This window comes from Phenylobacterium sp. (genome assembly GCF_031425575.1).
Taxonomy (GTDB): Bacteria; Pseudomonadota; Alphaproteobacteria; order Caulobacterales; family Caulobacteraceae; genus Phenylobacterium.
Map to the genome: position 1 here is coordinate 1 of NZ_JANPJP010000135.1, position 17,828 is coordinate 17,828.

General features: G+C 67.4%; 16 protein-coding genes. 9 read left to right on the plus strand and 7 right to left on the minus strand.

Translation table 11 applies throughout. The features are described from left to right. Positions 1 to 1,425: alkaline phosphatase D family protein (locus tag RMO97_RS08085; protein WP_310540193.1), on the minus strand; the 1,425-nt coding region annotated here is incomplete at its 3' end. A 70-nt stretch (positions 1,426 to 1,495) separates the two neighbouring features. Between RMO97_RS08085 and RMO97_RS08090 the strand changes: the two genes are divergently transcribed. Continuing rightward, the gene (locus RMO97_RS08090; RefSeq protein WP_310540195.1) at positions 1,496 to 1,813 is read left to right on the plus strand and encodes a ferritin; all 318 of its coding nucleotides are present in this window, start codon (positions 1,496 to 1,498) and stop codon (positions 1,811 to 1,813) included. Here the strand turns inward: RMO97_RS08090 and RMO97_RS08095 are convergent. The 3 genes from RMO97_RS08095 to RMO97_RS08105 form a co-directional block, all read right to left on the minus strand. After that, entirely contained in the window at positions 1,810 to 2,598 is a 789-nt protein-coding gene (locus RMO97_RS08095; protein WP_310540197.1) for an ADYC domain-containing protein, read from the minus strand. The two genes, RMO97_RS08090 and RMO97_RS08095, sit on opposite strands and share 4 nt — an antisense overlap. Before the next feature lie 68 nt (positions 2,599 to 2,666). Then, positions 2,667 to 3,050, minus strand: a complete 384-nt coding sequence (locus RMO97_RS08100) for a hypothetical protein (RefSeq protein WP_310540199.1) — start codon at positions 3,048 to 3,050, stop codon at positions 2,667 to 2,669. Positions 3,051 to 3,203: 153 nt separating this feature from the next. Further along, positions 3,204 to 3,518, minus strand: a complete 315-nt coding sequence (locus tag RMO97_RS08105; protein ID WP_310540200.1) for a hypothetical protein — start codon at positions 3,516 to 3,518, stop codon at positions 3,204 to 3,206. Between the two features lie 12 nt (positions 3,519 to 3,530). Between RMO97_RS08105 and RMO97_RS08110 the strand changes: the two genes are divergently transcribed. From RMO97_RS08110 to RMO97_RS08130, 5 genes are all read left to right on the plus strand, one after another. Beyond that, positions 3,531 to 4,577 (plus strand): helix-turn-helix transcriptional regulator, encoded by a 1,047-nt coding sequence (locus RMO97_RS08110; RefSeq protein WP_310540202.1) that lies wholly within the window; start codon positions 3,531 to 3,533, stop codon positions 4,575 to 4,577. Next, positions 4,574 to 5,584 (plus strand): RluA family pseudouridine synthase, encoded by a 1,011-nt coding sequence (locus tag RMO97_RS08115; RefSeq protein WP_310540203.1) that lies wholly within the window; start codon positions 4,574 to 4,576, stop codon positions 5,582 to 5,584. Before RMO97_RS08110 ends, RMO97_RS08115 begins: the two co-directional genes overlap by 4 nt. 196 nt (positions 5,585 to 5,780) lie before the next feature. After that, positions 5,781 to 6,677 carry an RNA polymerase sigma factor RpoH gene (rpoH, locus tag RMO97_RS08120; RefSeq protein WP_310540206.1) on the plus strand — a complete coding sequence of 299 codons (897 nt, stop codon included), beginning with the start codon at positions 5,781 to 5,783 and terminating at the stop codon, positions 6,675 to 6,677. Between the two features lie 252 nt (positions 6,678 to 6,929). Beyond that, a complete protein-coding gene (locus RMO97_RS08125; protein WP_310540208.1) occupies positions 6,930 to 9,653 on the plus strand; it encodes a TonB-dependent receptor in 2,724 nt (907 codons plus the stop codon). Positions 9,654 to 9,725: 72 nt separating this feature from the next. Then, on the plus strand, positions 9,726 to 11,186 hold the full coding sequence (locus RMO97_RS08130) for a phosphoesterase (protein ID WP_310540209.1): 1,461 nt from the start codon (positions 9,726 to 9,728) through the stop codon (positions 11,184 to 11,186). Between the two features lie 16 nt (positions 11,187 to 11,202). Here RMO97_RS08130 and RMO97_RS08135 read toward each other — a convergent pair whose 3' ends face one another. Next, a complete protein-coding gene (locus RMO97_RS08135; RefSeq protein ID WP_310540211.1) occupies positions 11,203 to 12,036 on the minus strand; it encodes a response regulator in 834 nt (277 codons plus the stop codon). Between the two features lie 104 nt (positions 12,037 to 12,140). Then, complete coding sequence (locus RMO97_RS08140) at positions 12,141 to 13,427, minus strand: adenylosuccinate synthase (RefSeq protein WP_310540214.1); 1,287 nt, start codon at positions 13,425 to 13,427, stop codon at positions 12,141 to 12,143. A 217-nt stretch (positions 13,428 to 13,644) separates the two neighbouring features. On the opposite strand from RMO97_RS08140, the gene RMO97_RS08145 reads away from it, so the two are divergent. The 3 genes from RMO97_RS08145 (at position 13,645) to RMO97_RS08155 (ending at position 15,687) form a co-directional block, all read left to right on the plus strand. Then, positions 13,645 to 14,064, plus strand: coding sequence for a VOC family protein (locus RMO97_RS08145; protein WP_310540216.1), 420 nt, complete (start codon positions 13,645 to 13,647; stop codon positions 14,062 to 14,064). Beyond that, the gene (locus RMO97_RS08150) at positions 14,061 to 15,038 is read left to right on the plus strand and encodes a threonine/serine dehydratase (protein ID WP_310540218.1); all 978 of its coding nucleotides are present in this window, start codon (positions 14,061 to 14,063) and stop codon (positions 15,036 to 15,038) included. Before RMO97_RS08145 ends, RMO97_RS08150 begins: the two co-directional genes overlap by 4 nt. A gap of 79 nt (positions 15,039 to 15,117) precedes the next feature. Next, the gene (locus RMO97_RS08155; RefSeq protein WP_310540220.1) at positions 15,118 to 15,687 is read left to right on the plus strand and encodes a response regulator; all 570 of its coding nucleotides are present in this window, start codon (positions 15,118 to 15,120) and stop codon (positions 15,685 to 15,687) included. Between the two features lie 2 nt (positions 15,688 to 15,689). Here RMO97_RS08155 and RMO97_RS08160 read toward each other — a convergent pair. Next, positions 15,690 to 17,828 (minus strand): efflux RND transporter permease subunit (locus RMO97_RS08160; RefSeq protein WP_310540222.1); only part of this gene is annotated, 2,139 nt, incomplete at its 5' end.

The window sequence follows — 17,828 nt, forward strand, 5'->3', positions numbered from 1 at the left end:
GGTGGTCCCAAACTCAACCCCAGCCCGGGTTCCGGCAGCGTCGAAGAGTTCGTTGACCCAGAAGGCGTGGCTGTCGCCCGCGAGCACGATGGCCCGGGCCTGAGCCGCCTTCACCGCCGCATAGACCCGCTCACGATCCACGGGATAGCCGTCCCACATGTCCAGACCGTAGGGCAGCTCCATCTTGGCGAAGTCCCCAAACCGGGCGATCCGTTTCCGAGCGGGTTCCGAGGAAGCCGCGAGGGCCGTGGCATAGGCCGCTTCCCCCATCTCCTTGCGCGCGTCGGGGATGCCGATGCGGGCCATCAGCACCTCATTGCCTAGCACCTGCCAAGTGCGCCCCGCGGACACCGAGGCTTTCAGCTCCGAGGCGAGCCAGGCTTCCTGTTGCTCGCCCATCATCCGACGATAGGGGTCGGCCAGCTTCTTTCGGAAGCCCGGCAGGTCAGGCTTGCCGTCCGGTCCGTTGAGGTCCCGGTCATAGCTGAGCTGGCGGTCGCGGGCGGTCAGCCGCGTCTCCAGCATCACCAGGCTGGCCAAGTCGCCGAAGTGGAAAGTGCGGTTGATGGCGAACCCGCCGTCCGCCGGCTCCCGGATCGGCATCCACTCATAATAGGCCTTGATGGCCGTGACCTTGCGCGTGTTCCAGGCGCCCTCATCGATGGGCGTGTGGTTCTCGGCTCCCTGCACGAAGCTGTCGTTGGCGGTCTCGTGGTCGTCCCAGACGACGATCCAGGCGGCGCGGGCGTGGGCGGCCTGAAGCTGGACGTCGGACTTGTACTGAGCATGGCGGGTCCGGTAGTCGGCCAGGCTGACGATCTCATGGTTGGGCTCATGGGGCCGCTGCCAGGCGACCTTGCTGTCCATGCCGTACGAGCCCGGACCGCCGTACTCGTAGATGTAGTCTCCCAGGTGGATCACCGCGTCGACGCGGGCCAGGGCGGAGATGGCGCTGTAGGCGTGGAAGTAGCCGTTCGGGAACAGCGAACAGGAGGCGACGGCCAGCACCACATCGGCGGTCTTGCCCACCGGAAGGGTGCGGGTCCAACCGGGGGGCGAGACCACGCCATTGGCCTCGAACTCGTAGCTGTACTGTACGCCTGGCTTCAGGCCGCCGACATCGACCTTCACCGTGAAGTCGCGGGCGGCGCTGGTGACGCCCTCGCCGGTCAGGGTCTTCACCCGTCGGAAGAGGCCCGGTTTGCCGGTCGGGGTGATCCGCCAGCGATAGGCGATTTCGCCGGCGGTGGCCTGCGCCGGGGTGATGCGGGTCCAGAGGATTACCCGGTCGGCCAAGGGATCGCCCGAGGCGACACCGTGCTTGAAGACGACCGCGCCTGCGTAGCGCGCCGGCGCCTGCGCGAAAGCCGGACCAGCCAGGCCCACGCCAAGGAACGCCAAGGCCGAACGCCTATTGATGGTCATGGGTGTTTCCCCGCTCGCGTGATCTCGATCCCGCATGCCATAGAGCAGGGAGTTACGACAGGAGCATGAGATGTCCAGCGAAGGCCTTCACGTCCCGCGCGAGAAGCTGTCCAAGAAGACCTTGAACATGCACTACGCCATCTCCTCGCTGATCGAGGAGCTGGAGGCGGTGGACTGGTACCGGCAGCGCGCCGACGATTGCGACGACCCCGAGCTGAAGGCCATCCTGCTGCACAACGCGCACGAGGAGATTGAGCACGCCGCCATGGCGCTCGAGTGGATCCGACGCAACGACGATCAGTTCGCCGAGCAGCTCAAGGCGTTCCTCTTCACGGAGGGGTCGATCACCCACCATGAGGAAGACTCGAGCGAGAAGAGCGGTCTTTAGCGGCGCTTGATCCGGGTGAAGATCAGGGCGCCCCGGGCCCGGGCGGCGGCCTCGTCGCAGGTTCCGCCCAGGTTCGGAGAGGCCTTGAGCAGGGCCTCTTCGGTCAGCAGGTCCGACCAACGGGTGGCGGCCACGCAGACCGCGCCGGTGGGGCCCCAGCCCGCCTCGAAGATGTAGTCCGGGTTATCCACCGTGTCGTGACGCTGGACGCTGGCGATATCGGCCACGTCGATCTCCGTGCCGTTCTTGGTGTGAGGCGCGCCATCGCCGCGGTAGTCGGCCCGCACGCTCTGCTGGCAGGTGCGGTAGAAGTCGGCGAGCGGCCGCCCGTCCGGCGTTTCGCCCCACGGGTCATAGCCCCAGAGCACGCACTTGCCCTGTGAGCCGGAGGTGCAGGCCAGGAACCAGGCGTTGGGGTCGCCCACGAACCTGTAGCCGTCCCAGCGGCCTCTCAGAGGGAAGCCGGCGCGGCGCCCCAAGGCGTCGGGGTCGCACATGCTCAGCCATTCGCCGGACTTGGGATCGCGGCTGGAGAGGGTGTGCAGCAGGATCGCGGCGTTCTCCTTGGCCGGCGTCACCGCGTCGATGCGAACCTGGGTCAGCCCGCCCTTGCCGTCGTCGATCTCGAACACCGCGCCCACGAGATCGGGCGAGGCGAGCCGCGCGGTGGCGGTGGTGACCACGAAGGACGTCCCCTCAACCGCCAGCCCGCCCGTCGGGGCCGCCAGGGCGGGGGGCGCGACCAGGGCCAGGCCGAGGGCGAACAGGGCGGTGAGGCGGGTCATCGAAACATCCTTCTCAAACGAAAGAGGCGGGCCCGAAGACCCGCCCGATCCGGTCTGGCTGTGACACCCTAGCGCAGAGCGACACGCTCGCCGTTGGGCAGCACGATGGCGCGCAGGCCCGCGGTGCAGGTGTGGGCGACGGTGGGCTCGCAGACGTCGACCGCGACGCCGGTCGGGGCCTGGCCATTCCACTTGATGCCATTGAGGGTGAGGCCGTTCAGGAAGCGGCCGTTCAGGGTGACGCCGTTGAACCTCACCGTGTTCAACGTCACGCCATTGAGGGTGAAGCCGTTGAACCTCACCGTGTTCAGCTTAACGCCATTCAGCTTGATGCCGTTGAGGGTGACGCCATTGAGCGTCACACCGTTGGAATGGGTGGCCGCCTGGGCGGGGACGGCGATCGTCATCGACAGGGCGGCGACGGCGGCGAGTGAGAGCAGGGTCATTTTCATGGCGTTTCCTCCTAGGGGGCGGGGCAGTCCCGCCGTGTTGTTGAAAGGCTTCTAGTCATCTCCGAGAACCGCGTTCAGTTGCAGCAGCGGGCGGCGGCGTACGCATCGAAATGCAACCAGCCATGCATTCCGATGCGCGCCGACCGAGACCCTCTAGCGCAGAGCGACGCGCTCGCCGTTCGGCAAGACGACGGCCCGCAGCGACGGGGCGCAGGTCCGATCAGCGGCCGGCTCGCAGAGATCGACGGCGCCGCCGTTCAGAGCCTGGCTGTTCCAGGTGATTCCGTTCCAAGTGATGCCGTTCAAGACCACCCCGTTGAGGCTCCAGCCGTTCCATTTGATGCCGTTGAGCTTCGTCCCGTTCAGAACGACGCCATTCCACTTAATGCCATTGGCCTGGGTGGCGGCTTGCGCCGGGACGGCGGCGAGGATGGCGGCCGCGGCGGCGGCGATAAAAGCGATCTTCATTGGAGTTTTCCCTTGCTGCGGAACAATCCGCGTTGCTGTTGGGAGGCTTCTAGGCATGACGACGGGGCCCGATCAGGTGCATCGACGCGCGACGACGAGCGCCGGGTTGCATGCAACCGTTGCATTCGAGCCCGGGTGTGGAATCATCGCCCGATGCCTCCTGCAACCCGCTTCTCCGAAAAACTGGCGCTCGTCCTGAAGGCGCTTTCCATGAGTCGAGGCCGCCTCGCCTCTGAACTGGGGGTCGACAAGTCGCTGGTCGGGCGATGGGTTTCAGGCGCGGTGACTCCCTCGTCTCATAACCTCGAGAACCTCACGCGGTTGATCTCGGGCAAGCGCGACGGCTTCACCATGCTCGACTGGGACCGCGATCTGGCTGGCCTGGCCAAGCTGTTCAACGTCGAGGCGATGCTGGTCGAGCCGGCCACGCCCGCGGCGGCGGCCGGCAGCGTGCTCGATACTCTGTTTGGTCCGCTCCAGGAGGCCGCGCGGAACGCTGGCCCGGACCGTGTCGCCCCTTATGAAGGGTTCTGGCGCTCCACTATGGCGGCGCCTGGCCAACCGGTACGGCTGCTCTGCATCTACGGCTTGATCCGCCGGGCCGAGAACGGGCTGATCGAATTTCGCGGCGGGTGCGCGGGCCTGCTCTATGACGGATGGCTGATACCCGCGGAGGGCAAACTGTTCGCCATGGTGCTGGACGTCTGGGCGCGGACGCCAGTGGCCATGATCCTCAACACCGTCTCGCTCCCCCGAGCGACACGGCTGGACGGCCTGGTGCTGACCGCCCTTATGGATTCCAACCGCACCCCGCTGGCCACCCCCATCGTGTTCGAGCGGATCGGCGATCTCTCCGGCGACCGGGAAGCCGACGATTTGAGGTTCGCCGAACTCAAGACGCGCAAGCCATTCCCCGAGCCGGGCGAAATCAGCGCTGAAGTTCAGGCCCATATCGTGCGGGATTTCGGCCCTGGCGCGGCCCAGGTCGGGGGGGACCAACTTCTGATGTCCAGCCTGGCGCGAAGCCTGTCCACGGGAGCCATGGACGCTCAAAAATGATCGTCACGCCGCCCGACCTGCCTGCCGACGATCCCTCAGAGGAGCTCGGGGGGACCGTCGCCCTGACCCTGACGGCCGAGGAGGCCGGCGGCCGTCTGGACAAGACCCTGGCCGAGCACCTGCCTGACCTGTCGCGAGCCCGCATCCAGGCGCTGATGGCGGCCGGCATGGTGAGCCGCGAGGGGAAGGTGCTGACCGACACCTCCGCCAAGGCCCAGGCCGGCGACTACGAACTGCTGATCCCGCCGCCGGAGGCCGCCGAACCGCAGGCCGAAGCCATTCCCCTGACCGTGCTCTATGAGGACCCCCACCTGATCGTGGTGGACAAGCCCCCCGGTATGGCGGTGCACCCCGCGCCGGGAACCCCCAGCGGCACCCTGGTGAACGCCCTGCTGCACCACTGCGGCGACTCCCTGTCCGGGATCGGCGGGGTGGCGCGGCCGGGCATCGTCCACCGGATCGACAAGGAGACCTCCGGCATTGTGGTGGTGGCCAAGAGCGACGCCGCCCACCAGGGGCTCTCGGCCCTGTTCGCAGCCCATGACATCAACCGGGTCTACGTCGCCCTGGTGCGCGGCGCGCCGTCGCCGGCCAAGGCCACCATCGTCACCCAGATCGGCCGCTCCTCCACCGACCGCAAGAAGATGGCGGTGCTGAAATCCGGCGGCCGCGAGGCCATCACCCACTATTCGACGCGCACGGTGTTCGGCCAGCAGAAGAAACCCCAGGCCGCCAGGCTGGAATGCACGCTGGAGACGGGCCGCACCCATCAGATCCGGGTGCACCTGGCTTCAAAGGGCAACCCCTGCCTGGGTGACCCGGTCTATGGGTCGGGACCACCCACGCCTGCCGTGCGCGAGGCGATGGCGCAGGCGGGGCTGAGCCGCCAGGCCCTTCACGCCGCGGTGCTGGGCTTCGTTCACCCGGTGACCGGCGAGACCCTGCGGTTCGAGAGCGCCCTGCCGGCCGACATGGCCAAGCTGGAAGCTTTGCTCTCAGCCCTGTGAGAAAGCTTGCGGACCGGGCGCCTTGATGCCGCCACGGCGCAGGAATAGAAATACCTGAGTTGAGCAGTCGGACTTACAGGTCGTTCCTCCCATCGCCCTTCCGCAGCTGAAACCCGATACCTATCTAGTTGGTTGAGGGGGCGGACGGACGCGCGCAGACCATGCGCGGCGACCCAGATGTCTGGGAAATAGGGGATTGAAATCCATGGCCACGAACGCGCTGTCCGTGATGTCGCCCGATGGCGGCCTGAGCCGGTATCTCACCGAGATCCGGAAGTTTCCGATGCTGGCCAAGGATGAGGAATTCATGCTGGCCAAGCGCTGGAAGGAACATGAAGACCCGGAGGCGGCCCATCGCATGGTCACCTCCCACCTGCGCCTGGTGGCCAAGATCGCCATGGGCTATCGCGGCTACGGCCTGCCGATCGGAGAAGTGATCTCCGAGGGCAATGTCGGCCTGATGCAGGCGGTCAAGAAGTTTGAGCCCGACAAGGGTTTCCGCTTGGCGACCTACGCCATGTGGTGGATCCGCGCCTCGATCCAGGAGTACATCCTGCGGTCCTGGAGCCTCGTGAAGATGGGCACCACGGCGGCGCAGAAGAAGCTCTTCTTCAACCTGCGCAAGGCCAAGAGCCAGATCAGCGCCTTCCAGGACGGCGATCTGCACCCCGACCAGGTGGCGCAGATCGCCACCAAGCTCGGCGTGCTGAACGAGGAAGTCATCTCGATGAACCGCCGGCTGTCGGGCCCCGACGCCTCACTGAACGCGCCCCTGCGCGTGGACGGTGAGAGCGAGTGGCAGGACTGGCTGGAGGATGAGACCTCGGTCAGCCAGGAGACTCAGGTCGCCGAGAACCAGGAGCGGACCCAGCGCATGGGCCTGCTGCAGGAAGCGATGACCGAGCTCACCGACCGCGAGCGTCACATCCTGACGGAGCGCCGGCTGAAGGACGATCCGTCGACCCTGGAGGAGTTGGCCGCCGAATACGGCGTCAGCCGCGAGCGCGTGCGTCAGATCGAGGTCCGCGCCTTTGAGAAGCTGCAGAAGTCCATGCGGACCGCAGCCGAGGAGCGGAACCTCGTCAACGCCTGAACGTGGCCCCCGGACCTTAAGTGCGACGCCCGCCCCAGAGGGCGGCGTCGCATTCCGGAGCTCAGCGTTCAGACCCACTGATGCCGAAATGCCGCGGCCGAGCGCCAACTAGCTTCGCCATAGACAAACCCGCGCCCCGTCACGAAGCCGACGCATAACTTTCGCCGGACTGAAGTTCTCGCTGGATACAGCCCTCTGAGCAAAGAGGGGCTTTCAATGAAAACGATGAGGCGAGGGTCGCGTGCGACTCTGATGTTTGGCGCGTCGGTTCTGGCGGTGCTGTCGGTAGGTGGCCAAGCCTTGGCTCAGCCGGCCGCGGCGGCCAGTGATGTCGACGAACTGGTGGTGGTCGGCCGGCCGATCGCCGAGTCCGAAATTCGGGCCCTGCAGATCCAGAAGGAATCGGCCTCTCTGGTGAGCGTGCTCGCCGCCGACGCCGTCGGCCGCCTGCCCGACCAGAACATCGCCTTCGCCATCGGCCGCCTGCCCGGCGTCGCCGTCGAACGCGACCAGGGCCAGGCCCGCTACGTCAACCTGCGCGGCGCCAAGATCAATTGGACGACGCTCTCCTTCGACGGTCTTTCGGTGGTCAGCCCGGAGGGTCGCGCGTCGCGCTTCGACAACATCCCTTCGGCTCTCGCCAGCCAGGTCATCGTCAGCAAGGCGGTGACCCCGGACATGAGCGGCGACACGGTCGCGGGCAACGTCAACATCATCACCCGCAGCGCCTTCGACAAGCCGGGCATGAACTTCTCGGCCAAGGCCGCGCTGGGCTATGTGGCGCTGGGCGGCGGCGAGGAGGCCGAGGCGGGCCTGTTCTTCTCCAACACCTTCATGGACGACCGCCTGGGCATCGTGCTGCAGGCCGCGAAGTATCACCGCAACATGGTGACCGACAATTTCGAGACCGATCCGTGGCAGACCGCCGGCAATGGCCGGGACGGCCGTCCGGGCGCCGAGACGCGGCGCTGGGCGCGGGAATATGAGAACAAGCTCTACCGCCTGACGCGCGGCAATATCGGCGGCTCGGCCAAGATCGAGTACCAGTTCGACGACAACAATCAGGTCTTCGCCTCCTCGATCTACACCGACTACCAAGACGAAGAACTGCGCAGCAATTACATCTTCCGCTTTGATGCCGGCGCCACCACGGTCACCGGCGCCTGCCCGGCCGTGGCCGCCCCGCAGACCACCAGCGGGTTCGCCGACATCTGCAACGGCAACACGCCCGACAAAGGCACGGTCTACGGCGTGCAGATCACGCCGAACTTCAACTCCCTGGAATCCTCGGAGTACACCTGGACCAACACCCTGGGCGGCGAGCACAAGTGGGCGGACTGGGACCTTTCCTGGCGCCTGAACTACACCCAGACCGAGGATGGTCAGAACGCCCCGGCGCGGAGCAACTTCGCCAGCCCCACCGCCGTCACCGACCGCCCCACGGTGGAGTACGACTTCACCGACGACGACAACCACACGGTCCGGCTCTATCGCACGGTCCTGACCGGGACCGTCCGGTCGCGCGGCGAGCGGGTGTTCTCCATCGACGCCTTCCCGATTGTCGGCGCCGGCACGGCGATCTCCACAACCGATCGGGGCGACCCCTCCTTCGCCTATACCGGCAAGTTCGACGCCGGCCGCGACCTTGAGTTCCTCGGCTCGCCCCTGCGGGTGAAGTTGGGCGGCTTCTACTCGGTGCGCACCAAGAAGGCCGAGGAAGTGACCTACGGCGCGACCCCGGCCCAGCTCACCGCTGCGGGACGGCCCTTCACCTTCGACATGTTCCGCAACACCAAGCCGTTCCAGGGCGACATCAATCTGGGCTACGCGTTCAACTACTTCTCCAAGAGCGCTTTGGACGACTATGCCGGCGTGCTGCTGCGGGCCGGCGTCCTGACCAGGCAGAACACCAGCGCCAACTACTACCGCGTCCAGGAATCCATCCTGGCCGGCTACGCCATGGGCACCCTGGATCGGAGCTGGGGCAACATCGTGCTGGGCGCGCGGGTCGAGCGCACGCAGAACACCGGCAGCGCCTACGCCACCATCGGCGGCGTGCAGCAGATCATCACCGCCGAAAACGAAGAGACCCTGGTCTTCCCCAGCGCCCACCTCAACTGGGATGTCCGGGAGAACGTCAAGGTGCGCTTCGGCGTCACCACGGGCGCCTCGCGGCCCGATTATGACGAGCTGCGGCCCAACTTCACCTTCAACGACACGACCCAGACCATCTCGGGCGGCAACCCGGACGCCGGTCCGGAAAAGGCCGTGGGCTTCGACGCCTATCTGGAATGGTACCTGCAGCCGCGCGGCTTCTTCTCCATCGGCGCCTATTACAAGGACCTGACCGGGGTGCTCTTCACCCAGTCGGGCGTGTTCGGGCGGGATATCCTGAACCAGCCCGGCGTGGATCGCTCGGGCTACACCCTCAGCACCCTGCGCAACGGCGGCGACGGCTATCTGCGCGGGATCGAGGTCGCCTACTCCCAGTCGGCCGAGACCTTCGTCGAGGGCGCCGGCCTCCCCGACTGGATGGGCGGCTTCGGCGTCCAGGCCAACGTGACCATCAACGACTCGGAGAACACCATTCCGGCCGACGGCGCCGTGCCGGCCCGCAAGGCGCCGCTGCTGGGGACCTCCGACCTCGTCTACAACGCCTCGGTCTATTACGAAAAGTACGGTCTCTCGGCGCGACTGGCCTACCAGTTCCGCACCGAATGGGGTCAGTCGGTGGGCGCCTATCAGGTGCTCAACGGCGCGGTGGTGCCGGTGACCAACGGTGACGTCTACTGGGACGATGACGAGGAGCTCGACCTCTCGATCCGCTACGCGATCAACGAGAACCTCGAATGGACCTTCGACGCGGTCAACCTGACCGATGACTCGGGCGTGCGCTATGGCGCCGACCCGGGCCACCCGATCGAGAACGAGACCTTCGGCCGCCGCTACATCATGGGCATCCGATACAACTTCTGATCCACGAACCGTGAATAGCTGGGGCGCTCTCCTCGCGGAGGGCGCCCCATCGTTTTTTCAGGAGTGTTCCCTATGTCGCGCCGAACCGCCTGCCTCGCCGCCGTCGCATGGCTCTCGGCGTCCTCCGTCCTGGCTCACGAACACGCCTCTCCGGCGTCCGCGCGCGCCTGGCAGGCCGGCGACCATCACGTCCACAGCCGGTTCAGCGTGCGTTACGAGCCAGGGCCGGATCTGTCCCTCCCGCCCACCCCCATCCTCGGCGGCGACGCACGCTACCCGATCCCCACCAACGCCCAGATGGCGCAGAAGCATGGGCTGGCCTGGATGGTCTCCACCGACCACGGCGGCCCCAACCACGCCAAGATCAACCGCGACCAGGCCTATCCAGAACTGGTGGCCTCCCGCGCCGCGGTACCGGGCCTGGTCCAATTCTACGGCATGGAGTTCGACACCCCCGGTGGCGACCACTCCAGTCTCATCGTTCCCCATACCCATCACGAGCGTGACGTGCTGTTCGACATCGAGCAGCGGTTCTCCAAGCGCGACGCCTTCCCGCAGGATCCCGGCCGCGACGCCGAGCCGAAGATGCTCGACGCGCTCAAGCACATGAAAGCGATTGAGACCCCGCCCGTCGTGATCGCCAACCATCCGTCCCGCTCGGCCACAGGCATGGGGGTCTATGGCCACTACACGCCGAGCGAGTTCCGCGACTGGAACGACCTGGCCCCCACGGTCGCAATCGGCATGGAAGGCTCACCAGGACATCAGGCCGGCAGCCTGAAGCCTGACGGATCCATCGACCCGGAAGGTCACCGCGGCGGGTACAGCAAGTCACCGACCCTGGGTGGGTTCGACCAGATGACAGCCCGCCTCGGCGGCTTCTGGGACTCCATGCTGGCCGAAGGGCGCGCCTGGTGGGTCACCTCCACCTCCGACTCTCACCGGCACTATACCGAGGGCGGCAACGACTTCTGGCCCGGCGAGTACGCCAAGACCTATGTCTGGGCCAGCCGCAGCCACGCAGACATTCTCGATGGGCTGCGACATGGACGGGTGTTCGTCACCACCGGCGACCTGATCTCCGAACTGGATGTCACCGCGCGCGCGGTGAGCCGCGCCGCGCCGTCCGCCGAGATCGGCGGACGCCTGCGCCTGACCCCCGGCCAGGACGTGCGGATCACCATCCGGCTACGCGATCCGGCCGGCGCCAACCACGGCGGCCGAACCCCTGCAGTCTCGCGGGTGGACCTGATCTGGAGCGAGGCCAGCGGTCCCGCCGCCGATCGCACCACCGACCGCAATCCCCGCGCCCGGGTGGAGCGGCGTTTCACCTCGGCGGACTGGGTGCGGGAAGGCGAGATTCTGACCATGACCCACACGGTGCGAAACGTGCAGGCCGGCAGCTACCTGCGGGTTCGGGGCGCCAGCGGCAGCGAACTCGAGCCGACCCCGGACCCCGCGGGCGAGAACCCCTGGGACGATCTCTGGTTCTACGCCAACCCGATCTTCATCGACGTGGCGCCCAAGGGCTGACCGGGCGGCCAGACGGCTAGGCCGACACCACGGCGCGGTCGGAGGGCTTGCGGCTGAGCTCATCGGCCGGCAGGAGGGCCAGCAGGGGCGCGGCGTTGCGGACCACGTCTTCGGGGATCAGCACGCCACGGTCCGCGGAGCCGGCCAGATAGCGCTGGAAGTCGGCCACGGTGGTGACGAGCGTCAGGTCGCCCACTGCTACGGCGGCCTTCTGCAGGTCCACCCCTTGAGCCTGCATGGAGCGCAGGGCCTGCTTGGGGTCGCTGGCCACCGCGGAGACGGCCGATTTCAGGATCTTCAGCGCCTGGGTGATGCGCGCGGCGTCCGGGGTGGTCTTGATGTCGGATCGGCGCTTGAGCTTGCCGGTATAGTCGCCGGAATTGAACCGCCGCCGGTCGGGGCCGATATAGTCGACCGCCTCCACCCAGTCCCGCGGCCGCAGGGTCACGGCCTCGAGGCGGCGCAACAGGTCCTTGGCCGCATAGGGCTTGCGGAGGAATTCGTGCACCCCGGCGTCGCGAGCCCCCAGGATGGCGGCGGCTGTGGCGGTGGCGGTCACCATGATGATGGGCGCCTTGCGACAGTTGAATTCGCTGTGACGGATGCGGCGGGCGAAGTCGACGCCGTCGATCTTGTCGCCGGACAGTTCCACGAAAATCAGCTGCGGATTGACCAACTCCGCAGCCTCCAGACCTTTACGGTTATTCGGGGCGTTCCAGAGCTGGCCGGCCGAGATATTGCGCATGAGGTCAGCCAGCAGGCGCGCGCTGGCCGGCGCCGGATCAACGATCAGCACCTTCTGCAGCATGGGGACCATGCGCTGAATGAGCTTGCCTTCTTCGTTGAACACGGGTGCGGAGGCTCCTGGGAACGCTCCATCCAATATGAGGCCTGTCCGTAAAGATCGCCTTGACGCTCCCCGCGGCGATCTGCTGCGGCTAGCCTGGGCTTTCCTCAGTCCTGAAAAGGATCGCGCACCATGATGGTGTCGTCCCGCTGCGGGCTGGTCGAAACCATGGCGGCCGGGGCTCCGATCAACTCCTCGACCCGGCGGACATACTTCACCGCGTTTGCAGGCAGGTCCTTCCAGGAGGTGGCGCCGGCGGTGCTTTGGGTCCAGCCCTCCATCTCCTCATAGATCGGCTCCAGGGCCGATTGGGCCTTCAGGCCGGCCGGCAAGTAGTCGAAGGTCTTGTCGCCCAGCTTGTAGCCAACGCAGATCTTGAGGGTCGGCAGGCCATCCAGGATGTCCAGCTTGGTGAGCGCGATACCGTCGATGCCGTTCAGAGCCACCGACTGGCGCACCAGGACGGCGTCGAACCAGCCGCAGCGACGCGGACGGCCGGTGACGACGCCGAACTCCTTGCCCACCGTGCCCAGGTGCTGGCCGACTTCGTCGAACAGCTCGGTGGGAAACGGTCCTTCGCCGACGCGGGTCGTATAGGCCTTCACGATCCCCAGGACATAGCCCGGGCCCTTGGGGCCAAGGCCGGAGCCCGCCGCCGCCTGGCCCGCCACAGTGTTGGACGAGGTGACATAGGGATAGGTGCCGTGATCGACATCGAGGAGAGCGCCCTGGGCGCCCTCGAACAGCACCCGCTTGCCCGACTTCACGAGCTGGTCCAACAGCTTCCAGGCCGGTTGGGCGAAGGGCAGGATCTTCGGCGCGATTTCCTCCAGGGCGGCCAGCAGTTCCGCGCCGTCATATTCCGGAAGGCCGAGGCCCCGGCGCAGGGGGGTATGGTGCGCCAGCAGGCGGTCGATCTTGGCTTCCAGGGCGTCGCGGTCGCGCAGATCGTCAACCCGGATCGCTCTGCGGCCGACCTTGTCTTCATAGGCCGGGCCAATGCCTCGGCCCGTGGTGCCGATCTTGTTGACGGCCGCAGCCTCCCGGGCCTGGTCCAGGTCCCGGTGCAGGGGCAGGATCAGGGCGGCGTTGTCGGCCAGGACCAGCAGGTCGGGGGTGATCTGGACGCCCTGGCCGCCGAGCTTGGCGATCTCCTCCAGCAGGTGCCAGGGGTCCACCACCACGCCGTTGCCGATCACCGACAGCTTGCCCTGCACCACGCCCGAGGGCAGCAGCGAGAGCTTGTAGACCTGGTTTCCCACCACCAGGGTGTGGCCGGCGTTGTGGCCGCCCTGGAAACGCACGACGACGTCGGCGCGATTGGACAGCCAGTCCACCAGCTTGCCCTTGCCCTCGTCGCCCCACTGAGCCCCGATAACTGTCACATTGCCCATGGAATACGATCTCCCAGCCCGCCGAGGGGATCCAACCACGCCCTTCGACAGGCAACTCGGCGGGTGGACTTGACCGATTTTAGGAACCGCGACCGGGCCTCTGGGGCGCCAGGGTCGTGTTCGTCGGGTGTAGAGCATCCAGGCGCCCCCGCCGTCAAGGCGCGCCAGCGAAAATCGGCGCTTCGCCAGGCCGCTTCCTTGGGTCTATGAGGCGAACATGACCTTGCCCCGCTTCCACCTCGCCTTCCCGGTCCGCGATCTTGAAGAGGCCCGCGCCTTCTACGGCGGCCTGCTCGGCTGTCCGGAGGGCCGCTCCAGCCCCGACTGGATCGACTTCGACTTCTACGGCCACCAGATCGTCGCTCACCTCTCGCCCGATGAGGTGGGCCACAGGTCCACCAGCGCCGTGGACGGCGAGGAGGTTCCCGTGCGCCACTTCGGGGCCATCCTTACCTTGCCCCAGTGGGAACAGATGGCCGCTAAGCTCAAGGCCGCCGGCACGAAGTTCGTCATTGAGCCGCAGATCCGGTTCAAGGGCCAGGCCGGCGAACAGGCCACCCTCTTCTTCCTCGATCCCTCCGGCAACGCGCTGGAGTTCAAGGCCTTCGCCAACGACGCCATGGTGTTCGCCAAATGACCGTGACCCTGGCCGACATACAGGCCGCCGCCGCGCGGATCCACGGCCATGCGGTGGAGACGCCGCTGATCGAGAGCCCGGCGTTGAACGACCGCCTGGGCCGCCGGGTGCTGATAAAACCCGAGACCCTGCAGCGGGTCGGCGCCTTCAAGTTCCGGGGCGCCTATAACCGGCTGGCCCAGCTGGACGATGCGCAACGCAAGGCCGGGGTCGTCGCCTTCTCCTCGGGCAACCATGCCCAAGGCGTGGCCCTGGCCGCCAGACTGCTGGGGGTTGCCGCCCTGATCGTCATGCCCGCCGACGCACCCTCGGTGAAGGTGGAGGCCACCCGCGGCTATGGCGCCGAGGTCCGCCTCTACGACCGGCTGACTGAGGACCGGGTTGCCATCGCCGCCGAAATCGCCGCGCAGCGAGGCGCTGTGGTCGTCCCGGCCTTCGATGACTTGGACATCATCGCAGGCCAGGGCACGGTGGGGCTGGAGCTTGTGAACCAGGCCAGGGCGCTTGGGGTCGGCTTCGATGTCGTGGTCTCGCCGGTGGGCGGCGGCGGCCTGATGGCGGGCATCTCCACGGCGGTGAAGGCGCTGTCGCCTCGCACCGCCCTGGTCGGCGTGGAGCCGGAGGGCTTCGAAGACACCCTGCGCTCCCTGCAGGCGGGCGCGCGGCAGACCTTGAGGCCCACCACCCGCTCGCTCTGCGACGCCCTGGAATCGCCCGCGCCCGGAGAGCTGACCTTCCCCATCCTGCAGCAGACTGTCGCCGACATCGCCGTGGTCAGCGACGCCGAGGTCGCCGCGGCCATGCGCTACGCCTTCTTCAACCTGAAGCTGGTGGTGGAGCCCGGCGGCGCGGTGGGCTTGGCCGCCCTGCTCAGCGGCAAGGTCAAGGCCTGGGGCGACGGAACCACGGGCCTGGTTCTGTCGGGAGGCAATGTCGACCCCGCGCTGTTCGCCGAGGTTCTGGCGGGAGCCTAGCGACTCAGGTTGCATCCGATGCGGTGCGGCGCTTTTTCTCGCGGCGTATGGCTGCGCCTTAAGCCGGCGTTGAGAGCCCATGGCGAGGGTTGCCGTCCAACGCACGTATCACCTGCGCCCGGACGGGGACCCTCGTGGCCGAACGCGATTCAAGAGGCGCAGGCGCAGGGAGATCGGCCCTGGCCGCCCGCCTGAACGATCTGCGGGGACCTGCAAGCTCACCCTGGCCTTCGCCGTAGTCCTGTCGGCGACCGCCGCCATGGGGGTGGTGCTGACGTTCAATCTTCGCGTGGTCGAGGACGCGAGCACCGCGGACAATCACGCTCACGCCCTGCTGGAACAGCTGGGCCTGGCGGCCGAGTGCGTCGTCAATGGGGTCGAGGCCGTGGCCGCCTGGGAAGCCAAGGCCTGGGACGCCATACTGATGGACATCCACATGCCGGAGATGGACGGGGTGACCGCCACCTCGAGCATCCGTCGGCGCGAGGTCGAACTGGGCCGCGACAAGACTCCGATCATCGCGGTCACCGCCAGCGTGCAGCCCGAGGATACCCGCGGATACCTCTCTGCGGGCACGGACGACTGCGTGGCCAAGCCCGTCGAGACCCGGGTCCTGGTCAGTGCGCTGGAGGGCGTCCTGGCGGCCTAGACCTAGAGCCGGTCCTCGGGCGCGGCGACCGCGGGCGCCTCTCGTGGCGTGATGAACCTGGCCAGGCGCGGGCGCAGCCACATCTCGAAGTCGTCCACCAGTTCGTAGACCACCGGCACCAGCACCAGGGACAGTAGGGTCGAGGTGATCAGGCCGCCGATCACCGCCACGGCCATGGGCTGACGGAACTCCGCGCCTTTTTCCAGGGCGAAGGCGGTGGGCAGCATGCCGGCCGCCATGGCCATGGTGGTCATCACGATGGGCCGGGCCCGTTCGCGGCAGGCTTCGAGGATGGCGTCTCGCTGTGGCATGCCCTCGCGCTCCCGCTCGATGGCGTACTCCACCAGCAGGATGGAGTTTTTCGCCGCCAAGCCCATCAGCATCAGGAAGCCGATCAGCGAGGGGATCGAGAGCGAGAGGTTGAAGATCAACAGCCCGAGGAAGGCGCCGGCGAAGGACAGGGGCAAGGCCGTGAGGATCACCGCCGGCTTGAAGAAGCTGCGGAACAGCAGCACCAGCACACCGTAGATCATCGCCACCCCGGCGAAGAGGGCCAGGCCAAAGGAGCCAAACAGCTCCTGCTGCGCCTCCAGCTGCCCGGTCTCGGCCGGGGTCACGCCCGCGGGCAGGTTCTTCATGATCGGCAGGGCCTGGACGCGCTTGTAGGCGTCCCCCAGCTCCGCCCCGTTCAGCTCGGCCTGGATGGTCAGCTGGCGCTTACGGTTCAGGCGGTCGATCTTGGCGGGCCCCGCCTGGAAGCTGACATCGGCCACGGCGTCCAGGGTCGTGGTTCCGCCGGTGACGGTGGGCACGCGCAAGGCCTTGATCCGCTCCAGGTCGGCCCGGGCGTCGGCCGGCATGCGGATGCGGATGGGGATGCGGCGCTCGCCAGCGGTCAGCTTGGCGACATTGGCGTCGATGTCGCCGACCGTGGCCACGCGGGCCACCTGGGCGATGGTGTCCACCGAGACCCCGAGGCGCGCGGCCTCGTCACCCCGCGGGCGCACGATCAGCTCGGGCCCGACCGGCGGCGCCGAGGCGTGCGGGTCGGCGATGATGTCGATGGTCCGCATCTGCTTTTCCAGCTCGGCGGACGCCGCGGTCAGGGCGGCCGGATCGTTGGAGGCGAGGATCGCCTGCAGGCCCGCCGATCCCTGGAAGTCCATGAAGGTGATCCGGGCGTCGGGCACCTCGCGAAGGGCCTGGCGAGTCTGGGCCTTCAGCTCGTCGCCGCTGATGCTCCGCTTCTCATCCAGCAGGACGGTGACCGTGCCGTTGCGAAGGTCGCTGCCGCCGCCGGAGCCGCCGAAGCCGGGGCCTCCGCCGCCGGCGGTCGAGCCCACCTGGGCGAAGACGGCGCGGACACCGGGGCGGCCTTCAAACACCCGGCTAACCCGCAGGGCGACATCCTCCATGGCCTCGACGGTGGCCCCGGGGGGCCCTTGCAGGTCGACATAGATGTAGTCGGGGTCGCCCGCCGGCTGGAAGCCCTGGGGCAGCATGGGCACCAGGAACAGCGAGCCCACGAACACCACGCCGCCCAGGATGCAGGCGACGATCCGGTGGTCGAGGGACCATTCCAGGGCGTTGCGGTAGAAGCCCTCGAAGGGCTTGCGCTCCTGGGGATGCGCATTGGGCTTCAGCAGATAGGCCGCCATCAGCGGCGTCAGCAGGCGCGCCACCACCAGGGAGAACAGCACCGCCACGCAGACCGTGAGTCCGAACTCCCGGAAGAACTGGCCGGCCATGCCCTTCATGAAGCTGACCGGCATGAACACCACCACGATGGCCATGGTGGTGGCCACCACCGCCAGGCCGATGGCGTCGGCGCCCTGTAGGGCGGCCTGGAAGGGCCGCATGCCCTGGGCCACCCGTTTCTCGATGTTCTCGATCTCGACGATGGCGTCGTCGACGAGGATGCCCACGACGAGGGTGAGGGCTAGCAGGGTGACGACGTTCAGGGAGAACCCGAACAGGTTCATGAAGAAGAAGGTGGGGATCAGCGACACCGGCATGGCGAAGGCGGTGATCATGGTCGAGCGCCAGTCGCGCAGGAACACAAACACCACGATGGCCGCCAGCAGCATGCCTTCCAGCAGCACGTGCTGGGTGGCGCGGAAGCTGGCGCGGGTCTCGTCCAC

Excerpts from the sequence above, each read along its gene's own strand:
- RMO97_RS08090 (WP_310540195.1), top strand. The coding sequence starts at position 1,496 with ATGTCCAGCGAAGGCCTTCACGTCCCGCGCGAGAAGCTGTCCAAGAAG.
- RMO97_RS08095 (WP_310540197.1), bottom strand. The coding sequence starts at position 2,598 with ATGACCCGCCTCACCGCCCTGTTCGCCCTCGGCCTGGCCCTGGTCGCG.
- RMO97_RS08100 (WP_310540199.1), bottom strand. The coding sequence starts at position 3,050 with ATGAAAATGACCCTGCTCTCACTCGCCGCCGTCGCCGCCCTGTCGATG.
- RMO97_RS08105 (WP_310540200.1), bottom strand. The coding sequence starts at position 3,518 with ATGAAGATCGCTTTTATCGCCGCCGCCGCGGCCGCCATCCTCGCCGCC.
- RMO97_RS08115 (WP_310540203.1), top strand. The coding sequence starts at position 4,574 with ATGATCGTCACGCCGCCCGACCTGCCTGCCGACGATCCCTCAGAGGAG.
- RMO97_RS08125 (WP_310540208.1), top strand. The coding sequence starts at position 6,930 with ATGTTTGGCGCGTCGGTTCTGGCGGTGCTGTCGGTAGGTGGCCAAGCC.
- RMO97_RS08130 (WP_310540209.1), top strand. The coding sequence starts at position 9,726 with ATGTCGCGCCGAACCGCCTGCCTCGCCGCCGTCGCATGGCTCTCGGCG.
- RMO97_RS08140 (WP_310540214.1), bottom strand. The coding sequence starts at position 13,427 with ATGGGCAATGTGACAGTTATCGGGGCTCAGTGGGGCGACGAGGGCAAG.
- RMO97_RS08145 (WP_310540216.1), top strand. The coding sequence starts at position 13,645 with ATGACCTTGCCCCGCTTCCACCTCGCCTTCCCGGTCCGCGATCTTGAA.
- RMO97_RS08150 (WP_310540218.1), top strand. The coding sequence starts at position 14,061 with ATGACCGTGACCCTGGCCGACATACAGGCCGCCGCCGCGCGGATCCAC.
- RMO97_RS08155 (WP_310540220.1), top strand. The coding sequence starts at position 15,118 with ATGGCGAGGGTTGCCGTCCAACGCACGTATCACCTGCGCCCGGACGGG.